This window comes from Litchfieldia alkalitelluris (genome assembly GCF_002019645.1).
Taxonomy (GTDB): domain Bacteria; phylum Bacillota; class Bacilli; order Bacillales; family Bacillaceae_L; genus Litchfieldia; species Litchfieldia alkalitelluris.
This window is the reverse complement of the sequence record NZ_KV917374.1, coordinates 3,770,840-3,793,453: the sequence shown is the minus strand read 5'-3', so window position 1 is coordinate 3,793,453 and position 22,614 is coordinate 3,770,840. Positions and strand designations below refer to the sequence as shown.

The following is a 22,614-nucleotide window of genomic DNA, read 5'->3' as shown; positions in this document are numbered from 1 at the left end:
CGCTATATTCTGAAGGATACAGTTGTTCCTTGTTCAGGTTGACTTTCGATTACCAAACCAGATTTCTCTCCAATCATCATAACCAACCGCCGGTTCACATTGTAGAGACCAATTCCTGTACTTTTCTCAGATGGAAGGAAAGTATGTCCGATTTTATCCAACTGCTCTTTTTCCATTCCTTTCCCATTGTCTTGCACTGTCACTAATGTATTATCTGAATCTTTCTTAATTGAAATGACAATTTTGCAGTCACTTTCTTTATCTTTTATTCCGTGCTTCACCGCATTTTCAACAATTGGTTGTAATGTGAGAGGGGGAATCCTAACCTTTAAGAGATCATCATCAATATCATAAAAAACAGCTAATTTATCAACAAACCGAGCCTCTTCAATCGACAAATATGCTCTAACATGTCTTAATTCATTTTCAAGAGATGTCCACTGCTGAGTCGTCCCTGCTAAATTTTGTCTTAAAAAATGCGAAAGCGCAATTAATAGCTGCCTTGCCTTGTTTTGGTCAATTCGTATAAGAGAGACAATAATATTTAAAGAGTTAAATAGAAAATGTGGACTAATTTGTGCTTGTAGCGCCTTAATCTCAGCTTCCTTTGCAAGCTGATAAGATCGGTCCGCTTCAGCCATATCTAGCTGATTACTAAGTAATGAACTAAGTCCCTTAATTAATTGAATCACAACATTTGTTATCTCTCGTTCTGATTTAAAATAAAACTTTAATGTACCGATGGTTTGTCCGCGTTGCTTCAATGGTGCAATCACCACCGATTTTAAAGGACAGTTAGGTCTAGTACAATGAATTTCTTTATGTCCTGCGATAATAAGTTCTCCACTTTGGATCACCTTTTTAGTAACATCTGTTTGTATATCAGTGAGCTCCTTGTGATGATCATCTGCTAATCCAACATGTGCTAAAATTAATTCTTTATTTGTAATGGCAACAGCGCTCGCTTCAACCTCTCGAAAAATAATGGAACAAGTCTCTTTTGCCGATTCAGAATTTAAGCCTTTCCTTAAATAAGCGAGGGTTAATTCAGCTAATCTTAATGCTTTTTGAGCTTGAACAGCACCAGCTTTTTCTTCTTCTCCCACTAAGTTGCGGATGATCATTAAAAATAGTGCAGAGCCTATCCCGTTGGCAATAATCATTGGAATTCCAATATTCTCAACTAAGGTTAAAGCCTGATCAAATGGCTTAGCAACAAAGAGAATAATAAGCATTTGAACAGCTTCAGTTAAGGCGCCGATGAGAAAAGCGGAAGAGAGGGTGACGTGTTTATTTTTTTTATGAAAAAATCCAGCAATAAGTCCAGCGACAATCGCTGAAAGACCACATGCTAAATCTGTGAAGCCTCCAAGTGAGAAACGGTGAATACCAGCAATTAGCCCAGCTCCAATTCCTACCTTGTAGCCACCAAGTAATCCTCCAATAACAACACCAATCACCCGTGAGTTCGCTAATGCTTCCTCTTGTGTGAGATCATATGTAAGCCGATCAAATTGAAGGGAATCTGTACTAAATGCTAATCCTGAGTAGGTTCCAATAATTCCAAAAAATCCAAAAAAGATAATAGCACTATATTGTTGTTTTCTTGTGATTTCATCTTGTTGAATCATATCCCTAAAAAACCGCAGCCTAGTTAAAATAAATGCGATTGATACAATGATCCCTAATCGCTCAAGCATTGTAAACATTAGTTCAAACATGCAGTTCGCTCCTAATTTTAAGTGATAATGTAATTATAGCAAAGATCAAGACTTTATTTAAAATTGGATTATCATGATGATGGTCTTAGCAAGTAAGCTTGTAAAAGCTAAGGGATAATAAAGTAGTTCAATTTAGAATAGAAACAGAAATTGATATTTCAATACTTAGATAGACTTATACTAAGTTGAATTTCCTGACTAAAATAACTAAGCCAAAACTGTAACCAACTGACGCTGTATACGTCTATAGTAGAAAGGAGGCGTTTATTATGAGAATTCATGTACTTTTATTTTCCTTCATACTAATTATTTTATCTACTGGTTGCTCTTTGTTCCATTCGAGTTCTCTTGAGGGATCTTCTTTTGAAATTCCACAGGGGTATATCGAAACGAATGAGAAAAAAGAGACCTTACATACGGGTGGTTTTCATATTGAGAGGAAAGTTGGTCTTAGTACTGAGGTGACGACAACAGATGCGGCAAGTCCAAACCAAATAGCTGAAACTATATCTCCCATTCTTGTTGGAAGCGGAGATATCATTGAAATAACGACGGATATTAAGGATTCAACACTCATTGCTTATCTCTGGAATGAAGATGAACGAGATCAAGAGATTATCTTAAAAAACAATCAAATGAAAGCACCAGTGGAAAAGGGTCAATATGTATATGAAATTCTTTCTCGTTGGGGAAACAATGAAGTTTCCTACACCTTTCTTCTTGAAGTAAAATAGTTCTTTGCCTCTACAGCCTTAAGAGTTCATAAGGTTGTTTTTTTATTTTGTAATCCAAACACGTTGATCCCAAAGGTAATAAAAGGTTGTGGACCTTAGAAAAGGATGCTCTCGAACTGTCTCGTTGAAAGCCACATGATCATAGGCCCACTATGATTCAGTTGGCAGGTGGGGAAACAAGGAGAAAGTGAATCATAGGCTCTCTATGATTCAGTTGCTGAGGAAAAAACAAGGAGAAAGTAAATCAAAGGCTCTCTATGATTCAGTTGATGAGGCGAAAACAGGGAGAAAGTAAATCAAAGGCTCTCTATGATTTAGTTGGCGGGGGGAAAACAAGGAGAAAGTGAATCATAGGCTCTCTATGATTTAGTTCCCGTCGCAAAAACAAGGAGAAAGTGAATCATAGGCTCTCTATGATTCAGTTGCTGAGGCAAAAACAAGGAGAAAGTAAATCATAAGCTTCTATAATTTAGTTCCCGTCGCGAAAACAAGGAGAAATTGAATCATAGGCCTACTTTGAGGAAGTTGCCCAGACGTATTGAAACTGATTTTCAGGGTAGAATTTTATGCTGAAAAGTATTTCGCACTATGCGAGAATGAAAATGTTTATTCCACAGTGTGGAACGAGCGCCTTCCGCTTTTCTCTTTTCAGGGTAGAACTTTTTTAAAAAAGAAACTCTGCAAGAATTATCCAAATCCCAACAAAATATGCTACCATAAGAAAAAAGGACTAGAGGTGAAAGCATGAATGTTCATCAAATTATTACATCTTCCATTCACCAGACAGCATCTTCAGAACGACTAACATACTGGTTTGATTTTCAACGAAATATAGATGATAAGATCCATTATATCCTCCCTTCACAAAAGTGGCTTCAAACTGCAAGAAATAGACAACCTGGAATTACATTTCAAACCTTTGATGATCTTGCGACACATTTGTTAGTTAAAAACAATGTAAACTACCAATCGATAACAGACGATGAACGAGTACTTTTGTTTCAACAACTAATTCTTCAAAATCATGATTCAATCTTATTGAGTGATAATGAAAGACGTTTAAAAGCAAAGGCATTTAGTGATACATATGGACAGTTAAAACGACTGGGGCTTACAATCAATGATCTACCCACAACACTTTTGCCTCTAAAAGATTTATTTACTCACTATGAAGAACTATATATAAATAAACACCATTTGTTTGATTCCGAAACTCAAATTTTTCAATCCATTATACATGCTAGTACCTTACCAAGTACACACGTAGTGATTGATGGATTTGTTGATTTCTCACCTCTTCAGTATGTATTCATTAAATTCCTAATTGAAAAACAAATACCAATGACCATCTATATGCCAGACTTAGACACTAATTTAACGCAACAGACAATTCATACATTAGAGAACCTTGGCTTTATTTTACAGAGTGGAATGGAAAAAGATAAATCAATTCAAAAGGTTTTGTCAAAAAGCCTCATTGCGGCAATGTCGATAGAAGAAGAAATTCATGGTGTATTAGATCAGGTGACTTTAGAAAAAGGGGAAGGGCGTTATGATCAGTACGGTATCATCCTCTGTAATGAAGCCAATTATCTCGAAGAACTAGTAAGAATTTCAAAATTAAAAAATATCCCTGTAAAAAAGCCGAAGAAGCTTTCGGTTGATCAAACGAATTTCTATCAATTTTTACGTACGCTTCTAACTAGAGAAGGTGCACAAGCTTCAAAATGGGATCAAGTACCTCTGTTAGATCAACTTAGTGGGCTTTATTTTATTAGTAATGAAGAGTTTAGTGAAATAAAGTTTAAATTTCTTAAAGACGGTGAAATAGAAGCTTCTAATGTAAGCAAACTGTTTAGTGAACTGAAATCTTTTGAAGAAGTATTATATTCACATCGTAAAATAGGGGAATATCTCGTTGAACTTCAAACATTTTTAGCAACCTTGCCACTAAAATCGTATTATCAGGAATTACTTAAGGACAGAACGCTGATTCAGAACCATTACCAGGCAGCAATTGAATTTAGAACGATTTTACTGATTGAAGAGATGATTGAGTCGCAAAAGACGGAGATAGAAGGAAAGGGATTACTGGATTTAGAGCTTTCAGTATTAGGGTTTTCCGAGTGGTTATTAAAGTTGATTGGAAAAAAAGAACTTTTCATAGAAAGAGGACCAAGCGATGGTATAACTATTCTTCCTCTTCAGGATGCTTCTTTGTTTTCAGGGAAATCTCTCTTTGTCTTAGGGGTAAATGAAGGGATCATTCCTAGAAAAATCAGTCTTGGCGGCTATTTTCAGGAAGAGTATTTGAAGGAATATGAACTCCCCTTTCCATTACCAACCTCAAGCTATTTTATGAAAAAAGATGAAACGTTACTAAAGCAGCTAGATTATGTTTCTGAAAAGGTGTCGTTTTCATATGTTAAAGGAATGAATCACCATCAACCAGACCTTCCATCTATCTTTATGTTGGATTCAACAATAAATCATGTTAACTGGGATTATAGCTATATGAATAGAATGGCTAAAGACTCGTTTGAATCTGAAAAGGAGTACGAAGAGAAATTAGTATATCACTTAGGAGCAGGATTTCAGGTAGACCTTCCTGGTCATTTAATGCATTTGAAAGTCAATGTGGAAACATTGAAAAAAGGTGAAGAAGCCCTCTCTGATAAATGGAAGGATGCTTTAAAACAGTTTGAGTTAGCAATTACTAAGCTTGAACGATATGCTGAATGCTCTTTTAAATATGCCATGGAGCACGTTTTAAAGATACCAGAACCCTTAAAGGAGCAGAATAGACTAGACCATCGATTGTTAGGTACTATGATTCATAAAATTATTGAGAGATTCTATAAAGATGTTCGTCATATTGAGTTTGAACGTGTTCAGCATTTTTTCGAAGGAGATGAAGATCGAATCCTTCAGGAAATCTTTGAAGAAGAATGGCTCTCTATTCAACAATCACACCCTGAAGTTCCTCAGAAGCAACTCAATCGAGAGAAAGAAGACTGGAATTATAAATTACGAAAGTGGCTTGCTGCTGAGAAAATAAGATTTTGGGCCAATCCTGAGTTAAAGAGTATGAGAATCTTTAGATTGGAAGAATCAGTGGAATTGAATTTCCCATTAGCAACAGGTGACGTCTTAACTTTGAGAGGGAAAATTGATCGACTCGATATCGATGAACATGGTTTTGTTATCTATGATTATAAAACCAGTCCAAAACGATTGGATTTTACCACTGAAGTTCCTAAAGGATTAACCCTGCAAATTCCTTTGTATATGATTGCTGTCGAGAAAGAATTCGCACATGGAAGGTATAAAGATAGTAGTAGTGTAAAACCTTTGCAACCAATTGGCGGAGGCTATATTTCCATGAAGGAGCCACATGTTAGGAAAAAAAATACAGTGTGGAAAGATAAAGACCAAAAAGTGAGATTTGAGCCAAGATTTCAAACGCATATCGAATCAATAGATGCTGTTACATTAAAGCAAAACTATAAGCTAGATGAAATAGTAGAACAACTTTGGGAGGGTGTACATAGCGACTTCTCAGTAAGGCCAGCATCACAAACCGCCTGTAAATATTGCTTATATAAAGTAACTTGTCGGATTAGTACGGAGTTGCTAGACGAAGCGGGGGAAACACATGAATTTTAATACTGAACAAAAACAAGCGATATTTGGTACAGAAAAGCTAATTGTCATCTCAGCCGGTGCTGGATCAGGAAAAACAAAAGTATTAACTGAGAGATATATATACTTGTGTGAACAAAAACTAAAAGGTGAGAACATTGGCGCTTCCGTTGATGAAATTGTAGCACTTACATTTACAGAAGATGCGGCGCTAGAAATGCGAGACCGCATTAGACATAACCTTGAAAATAAAAGGCTTCAAGCTGAGGATCACGATTCAAAGAATTTCTGGCTAAAACAAATGGAGTTATTAGAAGGAGCAATTATATCAACCTTTCATAGTTTTTGTCAGCGAATTCTCTCAGAACACTCATTTGAAGCAGAACTTTTCCCTGACATGAAAGTATTGGATGAAAGTGGATCATTTTTATTGAAACATGAAGTGTTATCACAAATGATTGAGCAAGCAGTCGACGAACAAAAATGGCCACATGTATTCAAAGCAATGGAAGAGTACCAAATCAAGGATGCAGTCGTTAGTCTTTATGAAAAGATGAGAGAATTTGAGTTCAATGATCATAAAAAAATTCATTTACTTACTTCAGACAAGGTAAAGCAATGGATTTTAAAACGAAATGGAAGCATAGAAGAGCTGTATGGAAAAATAGTAAATTTTTATGCAGAAGATCATGATAGTAGTAAATTTACTAAAACAACTACTGAGCCGTACAGTGATTTAAAAGAAGTAGTAGATTGTTATCCTGAATATCAAATAGGCTTTTTTGAGGATGTTTATAAAGCACTTATAAAAATAAAGAAAGCTCCACATGCGACGATCAAAAAGCAATGCCAACCATTTTACGAATTGTTGGAGCAGTGGGTAGAAGTTAGAGATTTTTGTTCATGCGCTTCTCGAGAAAATCTGATCTTTATTGAAAGTTTTTCGTTTGAGTTTGGGCAGCTACTTGAGGAATTTTCTTTAGAATATGAGTTCAAAAAAAGAGAGCAAGCTTTATTAGATTTTTCGGATCTCCAACAAAAATCAGTGAGTTTATTAACTAATAAAGATTTATCTACCTTTTATCAGGAAAAATATAAGCATTTTATGATTGATGAATTTCAGGATACAAATCAGCTTCAATTGAGCATGCTTGATAAAATAAGGCCTGAATATACTTTTATTGTCGGTGATGGCAAGCAATCAATCTACCGGTTTAGGGGTGCTGATGTCCGTTTAATTAACCAAAAGATTAAAGAATCAAAAGAGAAAAGTAACGCCCGGTTTATTGATATGAATATTAATTATCGAACGTGTGGCAGTATCATCGAATTTATTAATCAACTCTTTGAACAAAATCATATGATGGGCTATAAGTTAAACGAGTCTACACCTATTTATAAAACAGAGTATACACCATTAATACCGAATCGAAATTCCGTAACAGAGTTGGATAAGCGTGTTGAATATATTAAAGTTAGTGAGCAACATGATGAAACAGAAGATCGTAATCAATATATGATGATCGCAAGAAGAGCAGTAGAACTGTGGAAGAATAAAACATTAATTTTTGATAAAGATTCAAGAGAATGGAGACCTGTTTTATGGTCAGATATTGCCGTGTTAATTCCCTCAAGGGCAAGCTTGAGCAGGCTTGAACGTGCCTTCAATAAGTATCAAGTTCCTTATTCAGTCCACAGTGGGGTCGGTTTTTATGACCGAAACGAGATTGTTGAAATGACATCACTTTTAAATTGGATTAACCGTCCATTTGAGCCACTTCATATTATTGCGATGCTTCGAGGTCCATTAATTGGTTTGACAGTGGAAGATCTTTTGGATATTCATGCTTTAGTCAAAGATCCATATCAGTTAGGAAACTTTCTTTATGAGGAAGGATTTCTAGATGAAACAACGCTGAATTCTAAGGTGAAAATGGGCTTGCAAAAGTTTGTTAAAATGTGTAAGCGGTTTGTTCCATTTATGCTAACAGGTTCAGTAGAAGAAAAACTTAAACAGATCTTTGAAGAGAGTGGCTTAAAGTATTTATTCTTAATGAATAAAAATGGATTACATCAGGTTCGAAATGTTGAAAAGCTCATTGATCAGTTGGTGGATATGAATACACCTTCATTAGAAGAAATGCTTACTAAATTGAGTATTTTAAAAAGTGCCTCTAAAGATAGAGAAGGTGATGCGGATGTTGAAAGAGTGGGAGGAGAAACTCTTTCGATTATGACGATCCATGGCTCAAAGGGGCTAGAGTTTCCGGTTGTCTTCGTCCCGAATTTATCTAAATCGTTACAAACGGACAAAAGTTCAGTTAGATTTGATCCAGAAGAGGGTATGTATCTTAGATTAAAATGGGAAGACAAAGAAGAATTTTTTTCTGAAGAAATACAAATAGAAACACCCGATTTTTCATCGCTATCATCCGATGTGAAAAATCAAGAATTAGAAGAGTCAAAAAGATTACTATATGTTGCCTTAACAAGGGCAAGAGATTACTTGATTTTAACCACAAAAGAGAAAGACACCAGCAATACTTGGGCAAATTGGTTAAATGAGGGGTTAATGAATAATCAACAACTTTTAGAGATGATTACCATCAAAGATGAAATAGAGGAACAAGATCCAGTTGGTCAAGAATTTGAAATTTACTCAGGACCTACAAAAAAGGTAGAAAGACGGATTCCAATATATCTTTCGGTATCAGAAATTTTAACATATTTACAAGACCCGACTGAGCATTATTATAGGTATATCCTCAAAATCGAGCCAATGGAAGAAGAACTTCCTCAAGAGGAGACAAAATGGTGGGCAAAGAGAGCAAACGGTATTGATCCATTATTACTAGGTACTCTCGTTCATAAGGTTTGCGAACTATTAGACCAAGGCTTACAAAGAAATGAAGCATATGACAATGCTCTTTTACTTGTTGATCGTGACAAGGAAAACTATTTAACACAATTGGATCCTCTTATTGATTCCTACATCTCAAAAAATTTGGGAACAAGCATAGAGAATGAATGGGGATTTGAATTAGAAATGGAACATATCATTATTATTGGAGAAATAGATAAAGTCGTAGACATCGATGGTGACTTGTATGTAATAGACCTAAAAACCAATCGAATCAACGATAATTTAGAAGATCTTATTAGTTACTATAAACCACAGCTTTATCTTTATAAATTAGCTTATGAACAGAAAACAGGTAAACAAATAAATGGAATGAAGTTATTTTTATTACGAGATGAAGAGCAAGGATTATATGATATTGAGGTCAACCCTGAATTTAAGGTTCAACTAATGCAAAAAATAGAAAAACTTGCGAATGAAATACAAACATTCAAATCAAATCAGCACTGTTAAAATGTAACATTTACTATCAATCAGTGTAAACCTCCATGCGAATAATATTCGCACCATGGAGAATGAAAATAGTGTACTTACTAAGTGTGGAATGAGCGGAGAGCCACCTGACTCCTGCGGGATTCAGTGGTCTCGTGAGACCCCGCAGGAGCCCGCCGCTGGCGACGAGGAGGCTCACGGACCACCCCGCGGAAAGCAAGTGGATCGCAGCTCATGGAACTCTACATCATTAGGTATTTTCAGGGTAAACTCATTAATTAATTGTTTTCACTATGTACTACGAAACAGGCCTAATGTAAGGATTGATTATAGTGAACCTAGCGAGTGATGAGCAGATATATGAATATATACAATCAAAGGAGTGATCTAATTTGAATGTCATCCTATTCGATGGCCAATGTAATTTTTGTAATAGTAGCGTTCAATTTGTTATTAAAAGAGATCCTAAGGGATACTTTTCATTTGCTTCACTCCAAAGTAGCGTTGGGCAGGAACTCTTAAAAAAACATAATATAGATAACCAAACTGACAGTATGGTCTTTATTCAAGGAGAACATGCATTTATAAAATCAACTGCAGCATTAAAGATATGTGGACATTTAGAGGGTGGCTGGAAAATAATACAGTTATTATTAGTAATACCATCTTTTCTTAGGAATCCTTTTTATGACTTTATCGCAAAAAATAGATACAAATGGTTCGGTAAGAAAGACCAATGTATGCTTCCATCGGCTGAGATCAGAAATCGGTTTATAGATTAAATTGTAGTGGAACTTATTCAACCATAGGTGCTCGGTAGTTTTAAAGATTTATTTTTGAGGCAGCTTAATTTTTTTCTCATATATAAAAGAATGTATAAAGGAGATGGTGAAGTTGAGGGAGTTAATAATTGGTTCGTTCATCATTATTATAGTGATTGTGACGACTCACTTCTTTGTAGAAAAGCCACCCAACCTTTCACCGATAAGTACATTAACAAACTTTCAAGCGGCTTACAATGATCAAGATGTTCATGAATTATTGCATCCCGAATTTATAAAAAATCAACTTGCTGATGAACATACGGTGCACTTTTTCAAGAAGGAAAAGTGTTCGTTTTTGTGAAGTCGTTGACTAACAACCTATTAGTAGTCATTTATTGCTTTAATACGTAGTAGACTAAATAATGCGCAATAAATAGATATTGCTTTTTTCTGAGTTCAATGGGAAAACCTTGGGCTCAAATTAAAGTATTGCAGAATTAATGAAAAAACCTCTTTAATGTTATACAATGTTAAAGTGCATTGTTTATGATATTATAAATTTTAGTTAGAAAGAGGAATGCCATGAATACATTATCAAAAACGAAACGTTTCCAATTAGCTCTTCTGTTGGGATCACTTGCAATTTTAGGACCTTTTACGATAGATACGTATTTGCCTTCATTTCCAACGATTGTTAATGAATTTAATACTAATGCGTCTTTAGTGCAAATGAGTTTAACATCTTGTTTGTTAGGTTTAGCCGTGGGACAATTAATTATTGGGCCATTAAGTGATGTTCAAGGTCGCCGTAAGCCATTACTTATTTTTCTGAGTTTATATTTCTTATCTTCCTTAATTTGTGCAATAGCACCTAATATTTATACTTTGATTTTGTCTCGTTTCATCCAAGGGTTCGCAGCGGCAGGTGGGCTCGTCATTTCAAGAGCGATTGCTCGGGATATGTATAGTGGAAGAGACTTGACGAAGTTTTTTGCGTTGCTAATGTTAGTTGGTAATCTTGGTCCCATAGTTGCACCGATAACGGGCGGTGCTATCATCGCTTTTGCAAAATGGAAAATGGTTTTCATCTTCTTGTCTGGTATTAGTATGGTTTTACTAATAACTGTTGCATTGAAACTTGAAGAAACATTGCCTACTGAAAAACGTACTCCAAGCAATTTAAAACATGTAGTAAATAATTTTGGCTCTTTATTGAAGGATCGTGAATTCGCAGGTTATGCCTTTACACAAGGTTTTATTGTTGCAGGTATCTTTGCCTATGTATCTGGCATTTCGTTTGTATATCAAAATATATATGGTGTTTCACCTCAAGTGTTTAGCTTTTTATTTGGTGTAAATGGTGTGGGATTAATTATTGGAACTCAAATCGTTGGTCGATTTTCTGAACAAATCCCTGAAAAAACCTTTTTGAAATTCGGTTTACTTTTATCAAATACAGCTGCTATTTCACTACTTATTGCTCTTTTAGTAAAAGCGCCGTTAGTAGCTGTGGCCATACCGATTTTCTTTTTAGTAACGTCTATAAGTATTATTGGCACATCGGCTTTCTCATTGGCAATGGAATCAAAGGGGCATATGGCAGGAAGTGCATCTGCATTGCTCGGTGTATTGCCATTTTTACTTGGGTCATTAACAGCCCCACTTGTGGGAATAGCAGGAGAGTATACAGCTATTCCGATGGGAGTAATTATCCTTTCATCAAGTATTTTAGCATTTTTATCCTATTATATCTTAGTCCGAAATCCTTCTATAAAGGTTAATGGTAAAAAACAAATTGTCCAAAATCATAATCTGTAAGTTTTTAGTGAGAAGAATTCAATTTCGAGTGACTTCACTTTAATACTATAAGATATTATAGGACAAATGCTCTTAAGCGAAAATATAAAAGCATTTCTAAATATAATTAAAGAAAACATCAGATATAATGACTAGACACTATTGAATAACGGGCAGCGTTTCTAAACTGAAACGCTGCTTTTCTATGGGAGGTTGATTATGTTGTGATTACTATGCTATTAGTAATGGCGGGAATGGCGATATTGATATGTTTTCTGATATTTTTTATATTTAAACTATTACGAAGCAAAAAGAACTTTTACTCTTGGTTAACCCTGATACTGGCTGTTTTCTTTCTAGGAATTGCCTTTTGGCAGAGTTTTAAATTTTTCAACATAAGTCTTTAATTAATAATAAAACAACAGGTAGCTTACTTGTACAATAATTAGCTTTTCATTAAGAAATTTGTAGATTGAGATATTTAAAATCAGGGGGAAATATAATGATATTAGAAGCGGTTATGCTACAAGTCAAGAATGGTATGGAAAAGGAATATGAGGAGGCATTTCGAGAAGCATCGAAAATCTTAGCTTCAATGCAAGGACACATATCTCACGAATTACAACGGTGTATGGAAGTTAAGGGGAAATATTTATTGTTGGTGAAGTGGGAAACATTAGAAGATCATACAGTTGGCTTTAGACAATCAGAAGAGTATCAAGAATGGAAAAAGCAACTCCATCATTTTTATGCTCCTTTTCCAAATGTCGAACACTTTGAAAAAATACATCTTTAAAAGGTTATATTACCAAAATTGCATAACCATTCAAATAAACTAGATTTCATAATTTTGTCATATTTGTAGTGGAAAAATGGCATTAAAGTGGAATACTAAGGATGTAAGGAATTGAAAGTAGGTTATTAGAATGAGCCAGTAACTTCTTCAGCAGTGTCGTGCAAGTTAGTTGTAGAGTTGTTTTTTTTGTGAAAAACATCACATGACAGGAGATGAATGAGAATGAACTTGATCATCTATGGTAAAAACATTCAACTAACAGATTCAATTAAAGCTTATATTCACGAAAAAATTGGAAGGATTGAACAATTCTTCGAAGAACCAATCGACACAAACGTACATGTAAATGTGTTTATTTTGAAAAATAAGCATTGTGTAGAAATAAGCATACCATTAAATGCAACGTTTATTAGAGCTGAAGCTCATTCTAATGATCTATACCAATCAGTTGATATTGCTGAAGAAAAAATGAAACGCCAACTTCGAAAATATAAAACAAAAATAAATCGGAAACCTAGACAAGAGCTTAACTTACCTAAAGAAACACATGAGTTAACTAAACCTACAAAACCTCAGAAAAAAATAATCAGGGCTTACCAATGAGATTTTATAAACCTATGAATGCTGAAGAAGCAATCCTGCAAATGGAATTATTTAATCTAAAACATCTATATTTCTTCGATGATGTCACTAACGAGTTAAGAGCGGTATTTAAAAGAAGTGTTGGTGAGTATGGTTTAATTACTCCGAATCAAACTGAAATGATTGATCAAGTAGGATAAACATAAGAAAAGCGCCCGACTACCTGCGAAAGCGTTTTTCGTTAGTTTTAAACTTTTGTAACTGTTTTTGCAATTTAAAATAAATGGCTCAGTTTAGTTACTGAGTCATTTTTAATATCCTTTTTTGGGTGTTCGCTGAACTAGCGCTCCTAAATATTCTGGCTTACTCGACCATATGGGCACGGCCCTTAGGACCGAGAAGCGGGAGTACGTATGGTTTAGAAAATTAGCGGAGAAATTTCCATTATTTAGGAACTAGCATTGTAAAAAGCTTTTATAAACGGAAAAATTCCGGCTATTGAATCATAAAACGTCCAACTAGGTAATTTTTCTTTAAGTAACCGGAAACCCTCCGCTTATATACCCGAATCGTGCGCAATTCAGCTGTTTTAACCGGAATTTTTCCAGTTATTGTTTTCCAAAAGATAAATGTATATCAATTTAAGGGGAATACAACAGCCATTGTACTCCTTGGGGTCATTTCCAAATACAACTTTTCAATGAATATCCACCCAAATGGGCTTACACCTATAAAAAATGAGTGTCAATTTCTAATGAAAATTGGCACTCGACTTATATTTTTAAGGTTTATGATAGAAACGGAACATGTTATTAGTATCTCTTCACCCTTAATCTTGATTGAACAACTTTAAACTTTTAATGTACTGGTCATGAAATATTTAAAAAGCTCGTCTGAAGGGTGCTCTACTTCGTTAATGAGTTTTTCATGTATAAAGTCTGACTGAAAGAGTAGGTGTTCTTTTGGTGGATCATACAAATAAAGCATAACTAAACAAAAAGCAATAATAGCAAAGGTTATTGTTACGATTTGAGGAGCATGTAATAATCTCATTGTTAGAACTCCTTTCCACTTAATTGCTTTATTTTGAGCTTCTATTAAGTAGTTCCTTTCATTAGTAGTTTTTACTGTTTTTTAGAATGAAATATGAACTTTCTTTAACAAATTTCTTTATGTGATATCTTGTTACAAATTCACAGTTAATCATGGATCAATAATTACTATATTATGTTTATTAACATTCATTACAAGGAATAGTTTTATATGTTGTTTCCTTGAGGAGTGTTTAAATGTCAGTTAATATGATTGGATTAAGTTTCATAATTTTAGGGATTTTATTATTAATTGGAAAATTAATTCGTATCAAAAGCACAATATTTCAAAAATACTTTATTCCTAGTTCAATTATTGGTGGTTTACTAGGGCTTTTACTTGGTCCTGAAATCCTTGGGAAAATCATTTCATTATGGAAAGAGACTCATGTCTTTGCTAACGGTTTGTTTCCACATGAGATAATCGAGCTTTGGGGTATTTTACCTTCAATATTCATTAATATCATTTTTGCATCACTTTTTTTAGGTCAAAAGATACCTAATATAAAAGATATATGGTTAACAGCAGGTCCTCAAGTATCGTTTGGACAAACAGTTGCTTGGGGACAGTATGTGGTAGGGATTTTATTAGCGATTACGATTTTGTCTCCTTTATTTGGGATGAACCCTATGGCTGGAGCCTTGATTGAAATTAGTTTTGAAGGTGGCCATGGTACTGCTGCGGGGCTGGGTTCTACATTTGAGGAGTTAGGCTTTTCTGAAGGACAAGATCTTGCTATTGGATTGGCTACCATTGGTGTCATATCAGCTGTAGTAATTGGTATCATTATAATAAATTGGGGAATTCGCAGGTCAAAAACTGATACACTTAACAATCCATCTGAAATGTCTTTGGAAAATTTAAAAGGGATTAACGATAAAGATGATCGACCTGTAGCAGGAAGACTAACGACAAGCCCTGAATCAATTGAGCCGTTAACCTTCCATTTTGCTTTAATAGGGATTGCAATATTATTAGGCTATGGTCTTTTACAAGGTTTGATTTACATTGAAGAAATTACATATGCAAATTGGTCAGAAGTAGAGATTATGAGTCATATTCCACTGTTCCCACTCGCGATGATCGGTGGTGTTATTCTCCAAAAATTAGCAGATCGCTTTGATAATTATAAGTTGATAGATCGGGAATTAATCAAACGTATTCAAGGGTTTGCGCTTGACTTCCTGATTGTAAGTGCAATCTCAACACTATCTATTTCTATCATCGGAACTCATTTAATTCCGTTTCTACTATTAGCAGTAGCAGGAATCGCCTGGAATATACTTGCTTTCGTCTATTTAGCGCCAAAGATGATTCCTAGGTTTTGGTTTGAAAGAGGGATTGGGGACTTTGGTCAATCAATGGGAATGACAGCAGCGGGACTGATGTTAATCAGAATTACAGACTCTAAAAATAAAACGAAAGCATTTGAGGCATTTGGATATAAACAATTATTATTTGAGCCGATTGTAGGTGGAGGGTTATTTACAGCTGCTTCAGTTCCTTTAATCTATCAATTTGGACCGTTACCGATTTTAATCTTATCATTTATTTTAATGGTAATATGGTTATTAGTGGGATTTTTATATTTTGGAAAAAAAGAATAATAAACGTAGAGAGATGGATTTGATCCCTCTCTTTTTTTTTCTGGTCTTTATCTCAAGTCACTTATTCATTTTATATGTTAGATAAACTAACCAAAAACTTGTGGAATGAATTGAAATTGTTTAATCTGAATCTAAAGAATATTTTAAACTATCGACAAGAAATGCTCTCGATTTTAAGCAGAATGTGTGTATAATAAGAGCAATTAACTATTTATTAGTAATCTCTTAGGATAAAATATCAATTCTCATTGAATAATAGAATTAGGAGTGATCATTCATGAGTAAACAAGACTTAATAGATTGGATTCAACGACACGAATTCAGATTTACAGATATGGCTCAACAAATTTGGGACCATCCGCAGGTTGCATATGAGGAAACATTTGCTTCTCAATTACAAATGGCCACATTAAAAGAAGTAGGTTTTAAAGTGACAACTGATGTTGGTGGAGTTTCAACGGCGTTTATTGCAGAGTATGGAATCGGTTCCCCTATTATAGGAATTTTAGGTGAATATGATGCACTACCTGGTTTATCTCAAGCCGTAAATGCAGTTCGAGAAGAGATTATTCAGAGTGGACCAGGACATGGGTGTGGACATAATTTACTTGGAACTGCAGGCGTTGAGGCAGTGATCGCATTAAAGGAGATTATGGAGCAAGAGGGAATTCAAGGGACGATCCGCTATTATGGATGTCCTGCTGAGGAAGTATTATCTGGTAAAACATTTATGGCACGTGCAGGTGTTTTCGATGATTTAGATTGTGCATTAACCTGGCATCCTGGGACTGCGAACTTTGTGGTTAATATGAAGATGCAAGCAATGGTTTCAATCAAATTTCATTTTAGTGGAATTACTGCACATGCAGCAGGAGCTCCTCATGCAGGTAGAAGTGCTTTAGATGCTGTAGAATTAATGAATATTGGTGCGAATTATTTAAGAGAACACACTTTAGATGGAACGAGAATCCATTACGTAATAACAAATGGAGGCCTCGCTCCAAACATTGTACCTGATAAGGCCAGTGTTTGGTATTACTTAAGAGCATCTTCAAAGGGTGAAGTGGAAGCAATGTTACAACGTGTACATAAAATTGCTGAAGGCGCAGCATTAATGACTGAGACTCAAGTCCAACATGAAATATTAGCATTTGCTTACGATACTCTTCCAAATGATGTATTAAATGATTTAATGTTTGAGAATATGAAAATCACAGGATCACCTCTTTTTACGGAGAGGGAACAAGAGTTTGCTCAAGAGTTAGTTGACACTGTTGATTCTACTATTGTCGAATCATCAAGAAAGCTGTTTGGAAACACACCAGATGAACTATTACCTCCAGGATACTATAATTTACCTCAACTAAGGGGAACTACAATGGGAGGATCAACAGACGTGGGTGATGTAAGTTGGATCGTTCCAACTGGTCAAGTAATGACAACATGTGCACCAGTGGGTGTACAAGCACATTCTTGGCAGGCGACTGCCTCCTATGGTTCATCCATTGGCTATAAGGGGATGCATTTTGCAGCGAAAACAATGGCTTTAACCGCATATGACTTGCTATTGAATCCCACTTTTATAGAACAGGCAAGAAATGAGTTTATGATTAATACTGAAGGACAGCGATATAAGCCAGGAATTCCTGATTATGTACAACCACCAGCAGCAAAGAAACCACAAAATTCTTCTTCAAATCTTGTTAGAATGTAGTATTTTTGTTGAAGTGAGTCAAACCATAATGGGTTTTCACTTGCAACATTTGCAACATTATGTATGGAAAAAACCTATCAATTATTGATATAAAATTGATAGGTTTTTTATAGTTGTAACCAGATATCAGTATTAGAACTATCAAAAACGAATGAATTAAGATATATAAGGAAGAAGGTGTACTATGAACTACAATCGGAAGATCGTATTGTTCATTGCTCAAAGTTTGGATGGGTTTATTGCAACTAAAGAAGACTCTTTAGATTGGTTATTTAAAGTCGAGGGTGAAGGGGACAATGGTTATTCGGAATTTTTTGAAACGATAGACACAATCTTAATGGGCAAAAGAACATATGACTGGATATTAAAACATGAAAAGGGTCAATTCCCATATCAAAATAAAGAATGCTATGTGTTTTCTAGATCACCATTAAACGATACGAACGATGTTAAATTCATTAATGAAGACATTGTTAACTTTACGGATAATTTAAAAAAAGAAGAGGGGAAAAATATCTGGCTAGTTGGTGGTGGAGACCTATTGCATACGTTTTTAAAAGAAAATTTAGTCGATGAACTGATTTTGACAGTTGCACCAACAATCATAGGCGAGGGAATCCCATTATTTAAAGTAGATGATTATCGCTTAAATCTTTCTCTTAAAAGTACTAGAACGTTTAATCAATTTGTAGAATTACATTACATAGTAAAGAAATGAAGACAACATATTCTTAATGCCAAGCTTATATAAATATAATATTGACTGATTGTTTTGGAAATTGTATAATTAGTAAAATTTTTCCATATTAAAACACGGTGATTAGGAGTATTAAGGAATCTTTTATTGTTTAGAGAGCTGCCGTTTGCTGAAAAGGTGGTCAATAAATTCCCCAACTCGCCTATGAGTGGTTAGACTGATATGTAGGTCTAAACGGTTTACTCCCGTAAAGAAGTATTTGAGTAGGTTTGTTTAAATAGGTTTGTTAGATAAACTAAAAAAGAGTGGTACCACGTGGGTTTAATCCTGTCGTCTCTTTATGAGATGATAGGATTTTTTATTTGTAAAAATTCTATAGAAAAGGGGAATTATGATGGGGGAAGTTTGTTTTATTTGTAATAAACATAAGGGGAGTATACCAACAACTGGTGAGCCCATCTTTGAAGATGACTATGTTTATGTTGGTCATATTGATAATAACAGTAAACCTAATTATTTAGGGCATATTATGATAGATTTAAAGAGACATATACCTACTCTTGCAGAAATGATTCCTGAAGAAGCAAAGTCATTAGGAGTGATGATGGCTAGATTAAGTAAAGCACTCAAAGACGTTGAGAAGGCTGAACATGTCTATGCTCTTGTCTCTGGTAATTCTGTTCCCCATTTACATATGCACATAGTTCCACGCTATCCGTCCACGCCTGAACAATACTGGGGACCCATCCTTGCATTTGCAGTTTATGAATCTCCAAATGCAAGGATGGATCCCAATTTAGAAGTAATAGAGTTGTGCAAAAGAATTAAATTATACTTTGAGGACAATCCATATGAGTGAGTTTGATCGAAAGGAAGAATATAGCTGGGTAGGCAATCAAGAAACCTTCATAGATAAAATCAACATCCAAAAGGTAGGACATTCTGTAATAGGGCGATTTGGTGGTAATTCTTCTGCTGGTCAACACAAAAATGAAGATGGATGTATTGTTTGGGTAAGTGATGCATTACAGCCTTTCCTGAACGGGAAAGCCCACTCCTTCAGGCGTGGGATGAAAGTGAAGTCGAATACGGAGTGCCACTGGTAAACCGAAGGTTTGTGGTGCTTCAAGTATTTGAAAGATTAGTTCTCTTTTTCGGGTTTCTTGTTGTAGTATGTACAATAAACTGATACGATGATAGTATGAATAATTATAGAAAAACAAACACAACTATTTCATTAATTAACTACCATTTTGTATTTTGTCCCAGATATAGAAGGAAAATATTCCTACAAAACACTGTAGAAGAACGTTTTAAAGAGTTGGTGCGAGAAGTTTGTACTGAACTGGAGATCGGCATTGTTGCATTAGAATGTGATAAAGACTATACCCACATGTTCCTGAACGCACTACCAACACTAAGTCCTGCTGATATTATGGCTAAAATAAAAGGGGTGACTTCGAAAAAGTTAAGAGAGGAATTCTCTCATCTTCAACATTTGCCTAGCTTGTGGACACGTTCGTACTTTGTATCTACCGCAGGAAACGTATCGAGCGAAACAATCAAACAATACGTTGAAAATCAAAAAAAACGACAATAGTAAGGAGTAGAATCCTATGACAAGAAAGAGCACACCAACCTATACAATTGAGTTCCCTTTGCGTATACCTATTTGGCAACAGGACCGTTTAGAGAAAAAGTTAAAGATTGCTAGGTTAGTCTACAATTCTTGTCTAGGTGAAGCCCTTAAAAGACACAAAGCTGTAAAGGCAAACAAAAACTATCGCATCCTAATCAATGAACCCAAGTCAAAAATTCGCGATAAGCAGTTAAGTGAATTAAGGTTAACCTTCGGTTTTTCTGAATATGGAATGCATCATTTTGTAAAGTCTGTTCAACAAAAATTCAAAGAGAACATTGGTAGCTTAGAAGCACAAAAAATTGCCACTAGGGCTTTTGAAGCCGTTGAGAAACTGCATTTTGGAAAAGCTAAAAGAGTGCATTTCAAGTCATTTCGTGATGATATTTCGGTTGAAAACAAATCCAATTCTACTGGTTTGCGATACGTGGACGGTAATATTCTTTGGGGAGATAAACCAACAAAGAAAAATCCTAAACCAAAAAATTGGATTTGTGCCCCTATTACGCCGAAAGCTAACGATGAATATGCTCACATAGCTTTATTGGATAAAACAAAATATGTACGCATTCTAAAACGTGAAGTTCGTGGTAAAGTTCGATACTATGCACAACTCATTTTAGAAGGGTATCCTCCAAAAAAAAGCAACCGAAAGGTTGCTGATGACGAAACAAAACGAGTTGGTATCGATATTGGAACATCTACTATAGCTATTAGTAGTGAAAGTAAGGTAGAACTTCATGAACTTGCACCAGAGTGCAATACCGTAGAAAGAGAGCTTCGTCGTATCCAACGTAAAATGGACCGTTCTAAACGGTCAATTAACCCTAACAATTTTCACGAGAACGGGACTATTAGGAAAGGTAGATTAACCTGGACCTATTCTAATCAATATAAAAAATTGCGTCAAAAACGAAAAGAATTATTTCGAAAAACCACTATTAAACGAAAATTAGCACATGAAATATTAGCAAATGATATTCTACATCTCGGTTCTGACATTCGAGTAGAAACCATGCGGTTTCAGTCCCTACAAAGACGAGCGAAAAACACTACAAGAAATAAGAAAAACGGCAAAATAAATCATAAAAAACGATTTGGTAAATCCATTGCGAACCGAGCTCCTGCTATGCTACTCGCAATCATTGACCGGAAACTCGGGTATCAGGGACGAACTATTAAAAAAATAGATACATATGCTACAAAAGCAAGCCAGTTCAATCATAGAACGAATGAATACAATAAAAAACAACTTTCAGAGCGTTGGAATCATTTTGGTGAAATTAGCATTCAACGTGATTTATATAGTGCTTTTTTAATAGGTAATACAAACGAAACCCTCAATTCCGTTGATGTAGATTTATGCAATGCACAATGGGATAACTTTGTTAAGTTGCATAACCGTGAGGTTGCACAATTAAAAAAATCATCAAGTAAAACATTGCGTTGGTTTGTCGCATAAAATACAAACCTGATTGGTCGTGATAACGTCCAAGAGAGAAGTCGGAACGGTAAGCACACAAGAGGTCCCTTTAGGCTGACTTGGCGAAGTGCCTTGCTATACGCAATACGTCCGTTAATGTTCTAAAAGAACACACACCAGTGTTTTGGCAGAAACTCTTTCTGCAAGGAAGATAAGGGTGCCATTAAGAAGTGTATTAGTATTTTAGAACCCCACTCCTTCAGGGGTGGGAGTTATCAGAATATGAGTTCGTAGTACTTTTAGATGCACATCAAACAGCTGAAAGTGCAGAATTAATAATATCTACTCTAGAAACTCACAAAGCCGAAATAAAAAGGTTCCTTAGTAATTCACCTAAAGAAATTCACCTAAAGAAGCATTAAATCGCCTTCATCAAATGCTCTTAACCATTTTTGAAGGTGATCCATTCAAAGAAGCTTGTAAGACCATACGAGGAGAAACAGCCTTTTTATGTGTAGTAAGAAAAGAAAAATATCTTTGGTGGTTTTCAGTAGGTGACTGTATCCTTTATCTAAACCACCCAGAACTTTCAGACCTAAATGAATATCAACAAAATCACCGAAGCTTTTATGAATGGATTGGAAGAGTTAATACCTTTGATTTAGATGTCCCCTGTTTCAGTACAGGCACAAAAGAACTTAGGCAGGGTAGTAATCATATATTGCTAACGACTGACGGCCTTTTAGAATGTCCTAACACCAATTTTATTAATCCAATTGAGATATTTAAAGCATTTAAATTGGCTGCAAATGAGGAAGGTGTAAGGAGTTTGTTGAAAGAAATCGAGAGTAAGAATGTGAGAGACAGTACTACAATTATATCATGGCTTGTTAATATCGAGTTACAAGGTAGTCAACCAAGCAAGTGATATTACTTAATTAGTGCTGTATAATGAATTGTTTTTGAGTTGCATATTTTGAATAGGTGCCCGCTATTTACTATGCAATTGTTATTTTGTTTATTAAAAACAGAAGGCTATAATTTGTTGAAGTAG

At 35.1% G+C, this 22,614-nt stretch carries 19 protein-coding genes and 1 other annotated feature; of the genes, 17 read left to right on the top strand and 2 right to left on the bottom strand.

The window, feature by feature from the left end; translation table 11 throughout:
* Positions 1–2: 2 nt before the first annotated feature.
* On the bottom strand, positions 3–1,721 hold the full coding sequence (locus tag BK579_RS17725; RefSeq protein WP_078547739.1) for a sensor histidine kinase: 1,719 nt from the start codon (positions 1,719–1,721) through the stop codon (positions 3–5).
* 269 nt (positions 1,722–1,990) lie between these two features.
* Between BK579_RS17725 and BK579_RS17720 the strand changes: the two genes are divergently transcribed.
* From BK579_RS17720 to BK579_RS17670, 9 genes are all read left to right on the top strand, one after another.
* Entirely contained in the window at positions 1,991–2,455 is a 465-nt protein-coding gene (locus BK579_RS17720) for a hypothetical protein (RefSeq protein ID WP_078547738.1), read from the top strand.
* A 744-nt stretch (positions 2,456–3,199) separates the two neighbouring features.
* On the top strand, positions 3,200–6,121 hold the full coding sequence (locus tag BK579_RS17710) for a PD-(D/E)XK nuclease family protein (RefSeq protein WP_078547736.1): 2,922 nt from the start codon (positions 3,200–3,202) through the stop codon (positions 6,119–6,121).
* Entirely contained in the window at positions 6,111–9,470 is a 3,360-nt protein-coding gene (locus tag BK579_RS17705; protein WP_078547735.1) for a UvrD-helicase domain-containing protein, read from the top strand. Before BK579_RS17710 ends, BK579_RS17705 begins: the two co-directional genes overlap by 11 nt.
* A gap of 371 nt (positions 9,471–9,841) precedes the next feature.
* Positions 9,842–10,231 (top strand): thiol-disulfide oxidoreductase DCC family protein, encoded by a 390-nt coding sequence (locus BK579_RS17700; RefSeq protein ID WP_078547734.1) that lies wholly within the window; start codon positions 9,842–9,844, stop codon positions 10,229–10,231.
* 112 nt (positions 10,232–10,343) lie between these two features.
* Positions 10,344–10,574: a hypothetical protein gene (locus tag BK579_RS17695; RefSeq protein WP_078547733.1), complete on the top strand. Its 231-nt coding sequence runs from the start codon at positions 10,344–10,346 to the stop codon at positions 10,572–10,574.
* 221 nt (positions 10,575–10,795) lie between these two features.
* Entirely contained in the window at positions 10,796–12,031 is a 1,236-nt protein-coding gene (locus BK579_RS17690) for a Bcr/CflA family multidrug efflux MFS transporter (protein ID WP_078547731.1), read from the top strand.
* A 481-nt stretch (positions 12,032–12,512) separates the two neighbouring features.
* A complete protein-coding gene (locus BK579_RS17680) occupies positions 12,513–12,806 on the top strand; it encodes an antibiotic biosynthesis monooxygenase family protein (protein WP_078547727.1) in 294 nt (97 codons plus the stop codon).
* A 222-nt stretch (positions 12,807–13,028) separates the two neighbouring features.
* On the top strand, positions 13,029–13,409 hold the full coding sequence (hpf, locus tag BK579_RS17675) for a ribosome hibernation-promoting factor, HPF/YfiA family (protein WP_169891172.1): 381 nt from the start codon (positions 13,029–13,031) through the stop codon (positions 13,407–13,409).
* Complete coding sequence (locus BK579_RS17670; RefSeq protein ID WP_078547723.1) at positions 13,406–13,588, top strand: sigma 54 modulation/S30EA ribosomal C-terminal domain-containing protein; 183 nt, start codon at positions 13,406–13,408, stop codon at positions 13,586–13,588. Before hpf ends, BK579_RS17670 begins: the two co-directional genes overlap by 4 nt.
* A 649-nt stretch (positions 13,589–14,237) precedes the next feature.
* Here the strand turns inward: BK579_RS17670 and BK579_RS17660 are convergent.
* Complete coding sequence (locus BK579_RS17660; RefSeq protein WP_078547719.1) at positions 14,238–14,441, bottom strand: hypothetical protein; 204 nt, start codon at positions 14,439–14,441, stop codon at positions 14,238–14,240.
* Between the two features lie 236 nt (positions 14,442–14,677).
* Here BK579_RS17660 and BK579_RS17655 point away from each other — a divergent pair, with 236 nt between their 5' ends.
* The 8 genes from BK579_RS17655 to BK579_RS17620 all read left to right on the top strand — a co-directional run bounded on the left by BK579_RS17655 (position 14,678) and on the right by BK579_RS17620 (position 22,488).
* The gene (locus BK579_RS17655; protein ID WP_078547717.1) at positions 14,678–16,087 is read left to right on the top strand and encodes a sodium/glutamate symporter; all 1,410 of its coding nucleotides are present in this window, start codon (positions 14,678–14,680) and stop codon (positions 16,085–16,087) included.
* A 277-nt stretch (positions 16,088–16,364) separates the two neighbouring features.
* A complete protein-coding gene (locus BK579_RS17650) occupies positions 16,365–17,801 on the top strand; it encodes an amidohydrolase (RefSeq protein ID WP_078547715.1) in 1,437 nt (478 codons plus the stop codon).
* A gap of 184 nt (positions 17,802–17,985) precedes the next feature.
* Positions 17,986–18,519, top strand: a complete 534-nt coding sequence (locus BK579_RS17645; RefSeq protein WP_078547713.1) for a dihydrofolate reductase family protein — start codon at positions 17,986–17,988, stop codon at positions 18,517–18,519.
* 89 nt (positions 18,520–18,608) lie between these two features.
* Positions 18,609–18,839: a binding site (T-box leader), on the top strand.
* A gap of 53 nt (positions 18,840–18,892) precedes the next feature.
* A complete protein-coding gene (locus BK579_RS17640; RefSeq protein ID WP_078547711.1) occupies positions 18,893–19,357 on the top strand; it encodes an HIT family protein in 465 nt (154 codons plus the stop codon).
* Positions 19,350–19,604, top strand: coding sequence for a hypothetical protein (locus tag BK579_RS17635; protein ID WP_078547710.1), 255 nt, complete (start codon positions 19,350–19,352; stop codon positions 19,602–19,604). The genes BK579_RS17640 and BK579_RS17635 overlap by 8 nt, the downstream gene beginning before the upstream one ends.
* Positions 19,605–19,699: 95 nt before the next feature.
* Positions 19,700–20,098 carry an IS200/IS605 family transposase gene (gene tnpA, locus BK579_RS17630; protein WP_078547708.1) on the top strand — a complete coding sequence of 133 codons (399 nt, stop codon included), beginning with the start codon at positions 19,700–19,702 and terminating at the stop codon, positions 20,096–20,098.
* 16 nt (positions 20,099–20,114) lie between these two features.
* Positions 20,115–21,599, top strand: coding sequence for a hypothetical protein (locus BK579_RS17625; protein ID WP_078547706.1), 1,485 nt, complete (start codon positions 20,115–20,117; stop codon positions 21,597–21,599).
* Between the two features lie 397 nt (positions 21,600–21,996).
* Positions 21,997–22,488, top strand: a complete 492-nt coding sequence (locus BK579_RS17620) for a PP2C family serine/threonine-protein phosphatase (RefSeq protein WP_235848457.1) — start codon at positions 21,997–21,999, stop codon at positions 22,486–22,488.
* The last annotated feature ends 126 nt before the right edge of the window (positions 22,489–22,614 follow it).

Bases quoted from the DNA above. Each gene is read 5' to 3' on its own strand.
- tnpA (WP_078547708.1), top strand. From the start codon at position 19,700: ATGAATAATTATAGAAAAACAAACACAACTATTTCATTAATTAACTAC.
- BK579_RS17660 (WP_078547719.1), bottom strand. From the start codon at position 14,441: ATGAGATTATTACATGCTCCTCAAATCGTAACAATAACCTTTGCTATT.
- hpf (WP_169891172.1), top strand. From the start codon at position 13,029: ATGAACTTGATCATCTATGGTAAAAACATTCAACTAACAGATTCAATT.
- BK579_RS17680 (WP_078547727.1), top strand. From the start codon at position 12,513: ATGATATTAGAAGCGGTTATGCTACAAGTCAAGAATGGTATGGAAAAG.
- BK579_RS17655 (WP_078547717.1), top strand. From the start codon at position 14,678: ATGTCAGTTAATATGATTGGATTAAGTTTCATAATTTTAGGGATTTTA.
- BK579_RS17710 (WP_078547736.1), top strand. From the start codon at position 3,200: ATGAATGTTCATCAAATTATTACATCTTCCATTCACCAGACAGCATCT.
- BK579_RS17725 (WP_078547739.1), bottom strand. From the start codon at position 1,721: ATGTTTGAACTAATGTTTACAATGCTTGAGCGATTAGGGATCATTGTA.
- BK579_RS17645 (WP_078547713.1), top strand. From the start codon at position 17,986: ATGAACTACAATCGGAAGATCGTATTGTTCATTGCTCAAAGTTTGGAT.
- BK579_RS17635 (WP_078547710.1), top strand. From the start codon at position 19,350: ATGAGTGAGTTTGATCGAAAGGAAGAATATAGCTGGGTAGGCAATCAA.
- BK579_RS17620 (WP_235848457.1), top strand. From the start codon at position 21,997: ATGCTCTTAACCATTTTTGAAGGTGATCCATTCAAAGAAGCTTGTAAG.
- BK579_RS17650 (WP_078547715.1), top strand. From the start codon at position 16,365: ATGAGTAAACAAGACTTAATAGATTGGATTCAACGACACGAATTCAGA.
- BK579_RS17720 (WP_078547738.1), top strand. From the start codon at position 1,991: ATGAGAATTCATGTACTTTTATTTTCCTTCATACTAATTATTTTATCT.
- BK579_RS17705 (WP_078547735.1), top strand. From the start codon at position 6,111: ATGAATTTTAATACTGAACAAAAACAAGCGATATTTGGTACAGAAAAG.
- BK579_RS17625 (WP_078547706.1), top strand. From the start codon at position 20,115: ATGACAAGAAAGAGCACACCAACCTATACAATTGAGTTCCCTTTGCGT.
- BK579_RS17690 (WP_078547731.1), top strand. From the start codon at position 10,796: ATGAATACATTATCAAAAACGAAACGTTTCCAATTAGCTCTTCTGTTG.
- BK579_RS17670 (WP_078547723.1), top strand. From the start codon at position 13,406: ATGAGATTTTATAAACCTATGAATGCTGAAGAAGCAATCCTGCAAATG.
- BK579_RS17640 (WP_078547711.1), top strand. From the start codon at position 18,893: ATGGGGGAAGTTTGTTTTATTTGTAATAAACATAAGGGGAGTATACCA.